The 11,327-nt window shown below is 73.7% G+C and carries 10 protein-coding genes; 7 read left to right on the top strand and 3 right to left on the bottom strand.

Translation table 11 applies throughout. From position 1 onward, the window contains the following. The first annotated feature begins 82 nt into the window (after positions 1-82). From argC to RNC47_RS20680, 5 genes are read left to right on the top strand one after another with little or no spacing between them, the layout of a single operon-like run. Positions 83-1,111, top strand: a complete 1,029-nt coding sequence (gene argC, locus RNC47_RS20700) for an N-acetyl-gamma-glutamyl-phosphate reductase (protein WP_311600913.1) — start codon at positions 83-85, stop codon at positions 1,109-1,111. Then, a complete protein-coding gene (gene argJ, locus RNC47_RS20695; RefSeq protein ID WP_311600911.1) occupies positions 1,108-2,259 on the top strand; it encodes a bifunctional glutamate N-acetyltransferase/amino-acid acetyltransferase ArgJ in 1,152 nt (383 codons plus the stop codon). Before argC ends, argJ begins: the two co-directional genes overlap by 4 nt. Continuing rightward, positions 2,256-3,206 (top strand): acetylglutamate kinase, encoded by a 951-nt coding sequence (argB, locus tag RNC47_RS20690; protein WP_311600910.1) that lies wholly within the window; start codon positions 2,256-2,258, stop codon positions 3,204-3,206. Before argJ ends, argB begins: the two co-directional genes overlap by 4 nt. Further along, positions 3,203-4,429 (top strand): acetylornithine transaminase, encoded by a 1,227-nt coding sequence (locus RNC47_RS20685; protein ID WP_311600909.1) that lies wholly within the window; start codon positions 3,203-3,205, stop codon positions 4,427-4,429. The genes argB and RNC47_RS20685 overlap by 4 nt, the downstream gene beginning before the upstream one ends. Before the next feature lie 14 nt (positions 4,430-4,443). Next, positions 4,444-5,025: an arginine repressor gene (locus RNC47_RS20680; protein ID WP_311600908.1), complete on the top strand. Its 582-nt coding sequence runs from the start codon at positions 4,444-4,446 to the stop codon at positions 5,023-5,025. Positions 5,026-5,075: 50 nt separating this feature from the next. On the opposite strand, the gene RNC47_RS20675 is transcribed toward RNC47_RS20680, so the two are convergent. Further along, positions 5,076-6,008 (bottom strand): 4-hydroxy-3-methylbut-2-enyl diphosphate reductase, encoded by a 933-nt coding sequence (locus RNC47_RS20675; RefSeq protein WP_311600907.1) that lies wholly within the window; start codon positions 6,006-6,008, stop codon positions 5,076-5,078. Positions 6,009-6,065: 57 nt separating this feature from the next. Continuing rightward, positions 6,066-7,127, bottom strand: a complete 1,062-nt coding sequence (locus RNC47_RS20670; RefSeq protein WP_311600905.1) for a polyprenyl synthetase family protein — start codon at positions 7,125-7,127, stop codon at positions 6,066-6,068. 496 nt (positions 7,128-7,623) lie between these two features. Here RNC47_RS20670 and RNC47_RS20665 point away from each other — a divergent pair, with 496 nt between their 5' ends. After that, entirely contained in the window at positions 7,624-8,820 is a 1,197-nt protein-coding gene (locus RNC47_RS20665; protein WP_132931152.1) for an argininosuccinate synthase, read from the top strand. Continuing rightward, a complete protein-coding gene (argH, locus tag RNC47_RS20660) occupies positions 8,817-10,286 on the top strand; it encodes an argininosuccinate lyase (RefSeq protein WP_311600903.1) in 1,470 nt (489 codons plus the stop codon). The genes RNC47_RS20665 and argH overlap by 4 nt, the downstream gene beginning before the upstream one ends. A gap of 29 nt (positions 10,287-10,315) precedes the next feature. Here the strand turns inward: argH and RNC47_RS20655 are convergent, their stop codons facing one another. Continuing rightward, positions 10,316-11,326: a Gfo/Idh/MocA family protein gene (locus tag RNC47_RS20655; RefSeq protein WP_311600901.1), complete on the bottom strand. Its 1,011-nt coding sequence runs from the start codon at positions 11,324-11,326 to the stop codon at positions 10,316-10,318. Position 11,327: the final 1 nt, after the last annotated feature.

The following is an 11,327-nucleotide window of genomic DNA, read 5'->3' as shown; positions in this document are numbered from 1 at the left end:
GACCTCGCGTGGCGCCCCACCCGAGGCCCGTTGCATAAAAGTGCCGCGCTGCGTATAGTCATGCCATCGTAACAAGGAGGCGATGGCGTTGCGCGCTGCGGTGGCGGGAGCGAGCGGCTATGCGGGCGGGGAGATCCTGCGGCTGCTGTTGGGGCACCCCGAGGTGGAGATAGGCACACTGACCGGCAACGCCAGCGCCGGGCAGCGGCTCGGCGTGTCCCAGCCGCAGCTGTTGCCGCTGGCCGACCGCGTGGTCGAGGAGACCACGCCGGCCGCCCTCGCCGGTCACGACGTCGTCTTCCTCGCCCTGCCGCACGGCCACTCGGCCGCCGTCGCCGAGCAGCTCGGCGACGAGACGCTGATCGTCGACTGCGGCGCCGCCTTCCGGCTCTCCGACGCGGCCGACTGGGAGCGGTTCTACGGCTCGCCGCACGCCGGCACCTGGCCCTACGGCCTGCCCGAGCTGCCCGGCGGCCGGCAGGCGCTGCGCGGTGCCCGGCGGATCGCCGTGCCCGGCTGCTACCCGACCGCCGTCACGCTGGCGCTCTTCCCGGCCTACGCCGCCGGCCTCGCCGAGCCGGAGGCCGTGATCGTGGCCGCCAGCGGCACCTCGGGCGCCGGCCGCTCGCTCAAGCCGCACCTGCTGGGCAGCGAGGTCATGGGCGCCATGAGCCCCTACGGCGTCGGCGGCGGCCACCGGCACACCCCCGAGATGATCCAGAACCTCTCCGCGGTCGCCGGCGAGCGGGTCACGGTCTCGTTCACCCCCACCCTGGCGCCCATGTCCCGCGGCATCCTGGCCACCTGCTCGGCCAGGGCCAGGCCGGGGCTGACCGCCGCCGAGCTGCGCGAGACGTACGCCAAGGCGCTCGCGGGCGAGCCGTTCGTCCGGCTGCTGCCCGAGGGGCAGTGGCCGAACACGGCCGCCGTCGCCGGGTCCAACGCCGCGCTGCTCCAGGTCGCGCTCGACGAGTCGGCCGGCCGCCTGATCGTCGTCAGCGCCATCGACAACCTCACCAAGGGCACCGCGGGTGGCGCGGTGCAGAGCATGAACATCGCCCTCGGCCTCCCCGAGGAGCTCGGCCTTTCCACGATCGGAGTCGCGCCATGAGTGTCACCGCCGCCAAGGGCTTCACAGCCGCCGGCGTCGCCGCCGGAATCAAGGAGAGCGGTGCGCCCGACCTGGCGCTCGTGGTGAACCAGGGCCCCCGGCGCGCCGCCGCCGGCGTCTTCACCAGCAACCGGGTCAAGGCCGCGCCCGTGGTCTGGTCCGAGCAGGTGCTCAAGGGCGGCGCCGTCACCGCCGTCGTTCTCAACTCCGGGGGCGCCAACGCCTGCACGGGGCCGCTCGGCTTCCAGGACACCCACGCCACGGCGGAGCGCGTCGCCGAGGCGCTGGGCCACAGCGCCGGCGAGGTGGCCGTGGCCTCCACCGGCCTGATCGGCCTCCGGCTGCCCATGGACAAGCTGCTGCCCGGCGTCGACAAGGCGGTCGCCGAGCTCTCGGCGCACGGCGGCGAGAAGGCCGCCATCGCCATCAGGACCACCGACACCGTGCACAAGACCGCCGTCGCCGAGGGCGCCGGCTGGACCGTCGGCGGCATGGCCAAGGGCGCCGGCATGCTCGCGCCCGGGCTCGCCACCATGCTGGTGGTCCTCACCACGGACGCCGACGTCGAGGCCCCGGCGCTGGACGCGGCGTTGCGCGCCGCCACCAGGACCACCTTCGACCGGATCGACTCCGACGGCTGCATGTCGACCAACGACACCGTGCTGCTGCTCTCCTCCGGCGCCTCCGGCGTGGTGCCCGAGCCGGACGCCTTCGCCGAGGCGGTCAGGACCGTCTGCGCGGACCTCGCGCGGCAGCTGATCGGGGACGCCGAGGGCGCCTCCAAGGACATCAGGATCGAGGTCACCGGCGCCGCCACCGAGGACGAGGCCGTGGAGGTCGGCCGCTCCATCGCCCGCAACAACCTGCTCAAGTGCGCCATCCACGGCGAGGACCCCAACTGGGGCCGGGTGCTCTCCGCCATCGGCACCACCTCGGCGACCTTCGACCCGGACCAGCTCGACGTCGCCATCAACGGCGTCTGGGTCTGCCGCAAGGGCTCCTTCGGCGAGGACCGCGCCCTGGTCGACATGCGCTACCGCGAGGTCCGCATCACCGCCCACCTGGCCGCCGGCGACGCGACCGCCGTGATCTGGACCAACGACCTCACCGCCGACTACGTGCACGAGAACAGCGCCTACTCCTCATGACGACGACACCGCAGCAGAGCCCCACCCGCAAGCACACCGCGCTCCCCAAGGCCCGGATCCTCATCGAGGCGCTGCCCTGGCTGACCCGCCATAACGGCAAGATCGTCGTCATCAAGTTCGGCGGCAACGCCATGGTGGACGAGGAGCTCAAGGCCGCCTTCGCGCAGGACGTCGTCTTCCTGCGGCACGCCGGCCTGCGGCCCGTCGTGGTGCACGGCGGCGGCCCGCAGATCAACGCCCAGCTCGACCGGCTCGGCCTGACCTCCGAGTTCCGGGCAGGGCTGCGCGTGACCACCCCGGAGACCATGGACGTGGTCCGCATGGTGCTGGCCGGCCAGGTGCAGCGCGAGCTGGTCGGCCTGCTCAACCGGCACGGGCCGCTGGCCGTCGGCATGACCGGCGAGGACGCCCACCTGATGACGGCCACCAAGCGCTACGCCCAGGTGGACGGCGAGCCGGTGGACCTCGGCCGGGTCGGCGACATCACCGCGACCGACACCGGCGCCGTCGAGGCGCTGCTCGACGACGGGCGCATCCCGGTGATCTCCTCGATAGCCCGCAGCGCCGACGACCACCACGTCTACAACGTCAACGCCGACACCGCGGCCGCCGCCGTCGCCGCCGCGCTCGGCGCCGAGACCCTGATGGTGCTGACCGACGTCGAGGGCCTGTACGCGGACTGGCCGACCAGCGACGAGGTGATCAGCAGGCTCACCGTCAGCGAGCTGGAGCGGCTGCTGCCGGAGCTGGCCAGCGGCATGGTGCCCAAGATGGAGGGCTGCCTGCACGCGGTGCGCAACGGCGTGGGCACCGCGCGCGTGATAGACGGCCGGGTCCAACACGCCATCCTGCTGGAGATCTTCACCGACGAGGGCGTCGGCACCATGGTCGTGCCGGACCCGCCGGCCGCACACGACAACGGAGAGGGGACGGGACAGCCGTCATGAGTACCGGCACGAGCACCGCCATGAGCACTGCCACGAGCAACGAGGCCCTCACCACGCGCTGGCGGGGCGCGCTGATGGACAACTACGGCACCCCCCGGGTCCCGCTCACCCACGGCGAGGGCGCCCGCCTCTGGGACGCGGACGGCAAGGAGTACCTGGACTTCCTCGGCGGCATCGCGGTCAACTCCCTCGGCACCGGCCATCCGGCCGTGGTGCGCGCGGTCTCCGACCAGGTCGCCCTGCTCAGCCACGTCTCCAACCTCTTCGTCGCCGAGCCCCCGGTGGCGCTCGCCGAGCGGCTGCTCGCCCTGTCCGGGCGGCCGGGCCGCGCCTACTTCTCCAACTCGGGCGCCGAGGCGGTCGAGGCGGCCTTCAAGATCGGCCGGCTCACCGGCAGGACCCACATGGTCGCCACCCAGGGCGGGTTCCACGGCCGCACGATGGGCGCGCTCTCGCTCACCGGGCAACCGGCCAAGCAGGAGGGCTTCCACCCGCTGCCGGCCGACGTCACCCACGTCCCCTACGGCGACGCGGAGGCGCTGCGCGCGGCCGTCACCACCGACACCGCCCTGGTGATCCTGGAGCCGATCCAGGGCGAGAACGGCGTGATCGTGCCGCCCGAGGGCTATCTGGCCGAGGCCAGGGCCATCACCAGGGCCACCGGCACGCTGCTCGTGCTCGACGAGGTGCAGACCGGCATCGGCCGCACCGGCCACTGGTTCGCCGGCCAGGCACAGGGCGTGGAGGCGGACGTGGTCACCCTGGCGAAGGGGCTCGGCGCCGGCCTGCCGATCGGCGCCACCCTCGCCTTCGGCGAGGCGGCCGAGCTGTTCGGCCCCGGGAAGCACGGCTCCACCTTCGGCGGCAACCCCGTCTCCTGCGCCGCCGCCCTCGCGGTCCTCGACACCATCGAGTCCGAGGGGCTGCTGGAGCGGGTCAAGGCCGCGGGGGAGCGGCTGCGTGACGGCGTGTGGAATCTCGGCCATCCGCTGGTCGACCGTGTCAGGGGCGCGGGCCTGCTGCTCGGTATCGTGCTCACCGAGCCGCTGGCCGCGCAGGTGCAGCAGGCGGCCCAGCAGGCCGGATTCCTGGTCAACGCCGCCACCCCCGAGGTGGTGCGGCTCGCTCCGCCCCTGATCATCGGCGACGCCGAGGTGGACGCGCTGCTCGCGGCGCTGCCCCGGATCCTCGACGACGCGGACGCGTCGGCGCCAGCCAGATGACCCGAAGGGGGAGCATGACCGACGAGCGGCAGCCCGTGACGGCCGCGCAGAAGGCTCTGGGGCCACAGGGATCGTCCGTGCCCCAGACCAGGACCGCACGGCACCGGCGCATCGTGGAGATTCTCAACCGTCAACCGGTGCGCTCACAGAGCCAGTTGGCCAAGCTCCTCGCCGACGACGGGCTGAGCGTCACGCAGGCGACGCTCAGCCGCGACCTGGACGAGCTCGGCGCCGTGAAGATCCGCAACGCGGGAGGGGAGCTGATCTACGCGGTGCCGAGCGAGGGCGGCTTCCGCACCCCCCGGGTGCCGCTCGGCGAGTCGGCCAAGGAGGAGCGGCTCGCCCGGCTCGCCGGGGAGCTGTTGATCTCGGCCGAGGCCTCCGCCAACCTCGTCGTATTGCGCACCCCGCCCGGCGCCGCGCAGTTCCTCGCCTCCGCGATCGACCAGGCCGAGGTGCACGACATCCTGGGCACCATCGCGGGCGACGACACCCTGCTGCTCATCAGCCGCGACCCGGCGGGCGGGCAGTCGCTCGCCGGGCATCTGCTGCGCCTCGCCCAGAAGCAGAAGGAGCGGGAGGAGCCCGCGGACTGACGGCTGGCACCGGCGCGCGCCGGCACCCGCCGCGCGGTGGCACCGCGCCGTCAGCCGGGCGCCAGCCGCCGTGGCATCGTGAAGCGCAGCGTCTCGCGGGCCACCGGCACCTCCTCCACCTCCCGGTAGCCGCGCTCGGCGAGCGCCGCCACCAGCTCCGTCACCGGCGCCTCGGGGACCGAGGCGCCGGCCGACACGCCCACCGTGGAGACGCCGTCGAACCACGCGTCGACGATCTCGTCGGCCGAGTCGACCAGCCGGGCGGCCCGGGCGCCGGCGCGCAGCGCGACCTCCACCAGCCGCGCCGAGTTGGAGGAGTTGGCCGAGCCGACCACCAGCAGCAGGTCGCAGCGCGGCGCGATGGCCCGCACCGCGTCCTGCCGGTTCTGGCTGGCGTAGCAGATGTCGTCGCCCGGCGGGTCGGCCAGGGCCGGCAGGCGCTCGCGCAGCACCCGCGCCGTCTCGGCGACCTCGTCGACCGCGAGCGTGGTCTGCGAGAGCCAGACCACCCGGGTCGGATCCCGCAGGTCGAGCCGCTCGGCCTCCGCCGGCGACTCGACGACGTGGATGCGGTCCGGGGCGTGCCCGACGGTGCCGACGACCTCCTCGTGGTCCGCGTGGCCGATCAGCGCGATCTCGTAGCCGTCGGCGGCGAAGCGCTCGGCCTCCCGGTGCACCTTGGTCACCAGCGGGCAGACCGCGTCGACCACCGTCAGCCGGCGCTCGGCCGCCTGCCGGTGCACGGCCGGCGCCACGCCGTGCGCCGAGAACACCACCAGGGACCCCTCGGGCACCTCGGTCAGCTCCTCGACGAACACCGCGCCGCGCGCCGCCAACTCGCGGACCACATGCGTGTTGTGCACGATCTGGCGGCGCACGTAGACCGGCGGTCCGTGCCGCGACAGCGCCTCCTCAACGGTGGCGACCGCGCGCTCGACGCCGGCGCAGAAGCCGCGCGGCGCGGCCAGCAGTACCTTCCCCATCGGTGACGCTTCCTTCCTCGGGGAGCTCTCCGCGGGCTCCCGGCCTTTCTCGTCGGCTCAGTGGTCGCGGCGGCAGGCGAGACGGGCCAGCGCGGCCAGCCCGGCCGCGGCCGGCTCGGCCGGCTCCGCCGCCCGCAGGGACTCCATGGCCCGCGTGAACTCGCGCTCCGCCGCCTCCTCCGCCCAGGCGCGGCCGCCGGCCTCGGACACCAGCTCGGCGAGCGCGGCGATCTCGGCCGGCTCCGCCTCGGCCGAGCGCCCCCGCGAGGCGCCGTACCGCTCGGCGAGGCGCCGCCCGGCGGGGGTGCCCGAGTCGAGCGCGGCGACCACCGGCAGGGACTTCTTGCGGCTGGCCAGGTCGGCGCCGGCCGGCTTCCCCGTGACCTTCGGGTCGCCCCAGATCCCCAGCAGGTCGTCGACGAGCTGGAACGCCATGCCCAGGTGGGTGCCGAACCGCCGCAGTGCCTCGATCCGCTCCGGCGGGCCGCCGCCCCACAGCGCGCCCAGGGCGCAGGCGCAGGCGAGCAGCGCCGCCGTCTTGCGCTCGGTCATCGCCAGGCACTCGGCCAGCGAGACGTGCGCGCGCTCCTCGAAGCCGATGTCGGCCTGCTCGCCCTCGATCAGCCGCGTGGTGGCCTCGGCCAGCCACCGTAATCCGGTGACCGTGCGCGCCCTGCCGAGCGGGTCCTCGGTCAGCACCCGGCTGGCCTGGACCAGCAGCGCGTCCCCCGCGAGCAGCGCCGCCGAGGAGCCGAAGACGGCCCAGGCCGTGGCCCGGTGCCTGCGGGTGGTGTCGCCGTCAAGGATGTCGTCGTGCAGCAGCGAGAAGTTGTGCACGAGCTCCACGGCCACCGCCGGGGCCAGCGCCTCGGCGGCCGGGGCACCCATCGCCTCGGCGCAGCCGAACACCAGGGCCGGGCGCAGCGCCTTGCCGGCCGGTGCGGCGCCGGGGCGGCCGGCGCTGTCCGTCCAGCCGAAGTGGTAGGAGGCGACCCGGGCCACCGGCTCCGGCAGCCGGCCGACCCAGTCGCGCAGGCCCGGGTCGAGCAGCTCGCGGGTGCGCCCCAGGGCGGCGAGCGCTGTGGCCCGCTCGTCCGAGGTCTCGGGGAGTGTGGTCAAGACGGGACCTCCGCTGGCTTCGGTGCCGGGTTCGCTGACCCGGCACGGTCGACTGGTGCGAGGGGCGGCTCGCCGCCGCGCGGTAACGGTCCCGCGCACGCGCCCGCCGCCTCGCCGTGACGGCCGAGGCGGCGGACAACGATCGTGTTGTCAGCTTGGCCGTTTTCCCCGCCGCGCTGGAACGGCGCGTTTCGCATCCGCCGCGCGCCGGGGGAAGGCAACGCGCGCCGTTGCCGATCTGTTCGACCGCCCTGACCAGGGGGTCTGCTCAGGCCAAAGGGGCAACGGAGCGCGTTCGCCCGCTCGTAATTCACTCGTATGGGTGAGATGGGCGTTCTCCCGCGTGGGGTGACCGGAGTCGGCGCGAGTCGTCGTACGTTCGCCCGTATGTCCTACCCGTCCGGGTGGTTTGCCCAGCCTTGTCGCTCGCATTGACGAACCATGCGAAGCCCTGCATACTTATTCCTGTCCACGCATGCATCTGAAGGAGACCCCCGTGACCCAGCGCGTCGTACTCGCCTACTCGGGTGGCCTGGACACCTCTGTCTGCATCGGCTGGATCGCCGAGGCGACGGGTGCGGAGGTCATCGCCGTCGCCGTCGACGTCGGCCAGGGCGGCGAGAGTCTGGACGTCATCCGCAAGCGCGCGCTGGCCTGCGGTGCCGTCGAGGCCGAGGTCGTGGACGCCAAGGACGAGTTCGCCAACGAGTACTGCCTCCCGGCGATCAGGTCCAACGCCCTGTACATGGACCGGTACCCGCTGGTCTCCGCCCTCTCCCGGCCGCTGATCGTCAAGCACCTGGTGGCCGCCGCCGCCAAGCACGGCGCCGACACCGTCGCCCACGGCTGCACCGGCAAGGGCAACGACCAGGTCAGGTTCGAGGCCGGCATCACCTCCCTCGCCCCCGACCTGAAGTGCATCGCCCCCGTCCGGGACTACGCGATGACCCGCGACAAGGCCATCGCCTTCGCCGAGGACAAGGGCCTCCCGATCGCCACCACCAAGAAGTCCCCGTACTCCATCGACGCCAACGTCTTCGGCCGCGCCATCGAGACCGGCTTCCTCGAGGACATCTGGAACGCGCCGATCGAGGACATCTACGAGTACACCCAGGACCCGGCCGCCCCCAGGAGCGCCGACGAGGTCGTCATCACCTTCGAGCACGGCGTCCCGGTCGCGGTCGACGGCCGCCCCGTCACCCCCCTGCAGGCCATCCAGGAGCTCAACGAGCGGGCCGGCGCCCAGGGCGTGGGCCGGATCGACATGGTCGAGGACCGGCTGGTCGGCATCAAGTCCCGCGAGGTCTACGAGGCGCCGGGCGCCATCGCGCTCATCACCGCCCACCAGGAGCTGGAGAACGTCACGGTCGAGCGCGAGCTGGCCCGCTACAAGCGGCAGGTCGAGCAGCGCTGGTCCGAGCTGGTCTACGACGGCCTGTGGTTCTCGCCGCTCAAGCGCGCCCTCGACGGCTTCGTCGCCGAGGCCAACCAGCACGTCAGCGGCGACATCCGGATGACCCTGCACGGCGGCCGGGCCGTCGTCACCGGCCGGAAGTCCGCCCAGTCGCTCTACGACTTCAGCCTCGCCACCTACGACACCGGCGACACCTTCGACCAGTCGCTCTCCAAGGGCTTCATCGAGATCTTCGGCATGTCCAGCAAGATCGCGGCCCGGCGGGACCTGGCCCAGTGACCGAAGAGACCCAGGGCCAGGACGTCCGCCTCTGGGGCGGCCGGTTCGCGGACGGACCGGCCGCCGCGCTGGAGCGGCTGAGCGCCTCCGTCCACTTCGACTGGCGGCTCGCGCCCTACGACATCGCCGGCTCCCGCGCCCACGCCCGGGTGCTGCACCGGGCCGGGCTGCTCACCGAGGACGAGCTCGACCGCATGCTGGCCGGCCTCGACCGGCTCGCGGCCGACGTCGCCGACGGCTCGTTCACCGGCACCATCGCCGACGAGGACGTGCACACGGCGCTGGAGCGCGGGCTGCTGGAGCGGCTCGGCCCCGAGCTCGGCGGCAAGCTGCGCGCCGGCCGCTCGCGCAACGACCAGGTGGCCACGCTCTTCCGGATGTACCTGCGGGACCACGCCCGGATCATCGCCGGCCTCCTGGCCGACCTGACCGAGGCGCTGATCGGCCTCGCCGACGCCCACCCGAGCGCGGCGATGCCGGGCCGCACCCACTTCCAGCACGCGCAGCCGGTGCTCTTCGCGCACCACGTGCTGGCGCACGTCCAGGCGCTCGCCAGGAACGCCGAGCGGCTGCGGCAGTGGGACGCCCGTACGGCGGTCTCGCCGTACGGCGCGGGCGCGCTGGCCGGCTCCTCACTCGGTCTCGACCCGGAGGCGGTCGCCGCCGACCTCGGCTTCGAGGGCGGCTCGGTGGCCAACTCGATCGACGGCACGGCCTCCCGGGACTTCGCCGCCGAGTTCGCGTTCGTCACCGCGATGATCGGCGTCGACCTCTCGCGGATCGCCGAGGAGATCATCATCTGGAACACGAAGGAGTTCTCCTTCGTCACCCTGCACGACGCGTTCTCCACCGGCAGCTCGATCATGCCGCAGAAGAAGAACCCGGACATCGCGGAGCTGGCGCGCGGCAAGTCGGGGCGGCTCATCGGCAACCTCACCGGGCTGCTCGCCACCCTCAAGGCGCTGCCGCTCGCCTACAACCGCGACCTCCAGGAGGACAAGGAGCCGGTCTTCGACTCCTGCGACCAACTCGAGGTGCTGATGCCGGCGTTCACCGGCATGCTGGCCACCCTCACCGTCAACGAGGAGCGGATGGCCGAGCTGGCGCCGGCCGGCTTCTCGCTGGCCACCGACATCGCCGAGTGGCTGGTCAAGCAGGGCGTGCCGTTCCGGGACGCGCACGAGATCGCCGGCGAGTGCGTCAAGGTCTGCGAGGCCGAGGGCATCGAGCTCGATCAGCTGACGGACGAGCAGTTCGCCAAGATCTCGCCGCGCCTCACCCCCGAGGTCCGCACGGTCCTCGACGTGCCGGGCGCGCTGGCCGCCCGCTCGGCCCGCGGCGGCACGGCGCCGTCGGCGGTCGCCGTCCAACTGGCCGACGCCAAGGCCGAGCTGGCCCGCCAGCGGGAGTGGGTCGCGGCCCGCGAGCTCGCCTCCGGCGAGGCAGGCCACCACCGGGGGGCGTGACCGCCGCCCGGTGGTGGCCTGCGGCCGGGTCAGGCCGCCGCCTCGCCCGGGTAGCGCAGGCCGATGCGGGCGCGGGCGGCGTCCAGCGTCCGCATCACGGCCAGGCTGCCGTCGAGCGGCACCAGCGGCGACTCCAGCTCGCCGGCCCGCAGGCAGCGGGTCACCTCCGTGATCTGGTGGACGAACGAGGCCGCGGGACCCGGCTCGACGAACTCCTCCGGGTCCCGTCCCGGCCGGTGCAGCACGAAGCGGTCGCCGAAGAAGAAGCCACGCGGGAACTCGATCCGGCCGGCCGAGCCGGTCACCGAGGCCACCAGTGGGGTGTCCGCCACCAGTGAGCAGCTGAGGGTCGCGACCGCGCCCGAGTCATAGCCGAGCACCAGTCCCGTGTTGGTGTCCACGCCGCCGCTCAGCCGGGCCCAGGCCGCCACCTCGGCCGGCTCGCCGAGCACCAGGTGGGCGAAGGAGACCGGGTAGACCCCGAGGTCCAGCAGCGCCCCGCCGCCCAGGGCCGGATCCAGCAGCCGGTGCCCGGGATCGAGCGGGCCGCCGATCCCGAAGTCGGCCTGCACCGACCGGACCTCGCCGATCGCGCCGTCCCGCACCAGGCCCACCATCCGGCGGATGGCCGGATTGCAGTACATCCACATGGCCTCCATCAGGAACAGGCCACGCTCCCTGGCCAGCGCCACCAGCGCCCCGGCCTCCGCCGCGTTCAGCGTGAACGGCTTCTCGCACAGCACCGCGCGGCCGGCCTCCAGGCACTGCCGCACCGCCGCGTGGTGCGCGCTGTGCGGCGTCGCCACGTACACCGCGTCCACCTCCGGGTCGGCCACCAGCTCCGCCCAACTCCCGTACGCCCGGGGGATGCCGAAGCGCTCGGCGAACGCCTCAGCCGGCCCCGACGCCCGCGAACCCACCGCCACCAGCTCCGCGTCCGGCAGCGGCAGCGCGTCGCCCGCGAAGCGCGCCGCTATCGAGCCGGTCGCCAGGATCCCCCAGCGCACCGGTCGTCTCCCGGAATCCCCGCCGTCCCCCATC

The sequence above is a fragment of the Streptomyces millisiae genome (genome assembly GCF_031845425.1).
Taxonomy (GTDB): domain Bacteria; phylum Actinomycetota; class Actinomycetes; order Streptomycetales; family Streptomycetaceae; genus Streptomyces; species Streptomyces millisiae.
Note: the sequence above shows the minus strand (reverse complement) of the source record. Positions and strands in the feature narration are given on the sequence as shown.

Bases quoted from the DNA above. Each gene is read 5' to 3' on its own strand.
- argC (WP_311600913.1), top strand. From the start codon at position 83: ATGGCGTTGCGCGCTGCGGTGGCGGGAGCGAGCGGCTATGCGGGCGGG.
- argJ (WP_311600911.1), top strand. From the start codon at position 1,108: ATGAGTGTCACCGCCGCCAAGGGCTTCACAGCCGCCGGCGTCGCCGCC.
- argB (WP_311600910.1), top strand. From the start codon at position 2,256: ATGACGACGACACCGCAGCAGAGCCCCACCCGCAAGCACACCGCGCTC.
- RNC47_RS20685 (WP_311600909.1), top strand. From the start codon at position 3,203: ATGAGTACCGGCACGAGCACCGCCATGAGCACTGCCACGAGCAACGAG.
- RNC47_RS20680 (WP_311600908.1), top strand. From the start codon at position 4,444: ATGACCGACGAGCGGCAGCCCGTGACGGCCGCGCAGAAGGCTCTGGGG.
- RNC47_RS20675 (WP_311600907.1), bottom strand. From the start codon at position 6,008: ATGGGGAAGGTACTGCTGGCCGCGCCGCGCGGCTTCTGCGCCGGCGTC.
- RNC47_RS20655 (WP_311600901.1), bottom strand. From the start codon at position 11,326: ATGGGGGACGGCGGGGATTCCGGGAGACGACCGGTGCGCTGGGGGATC.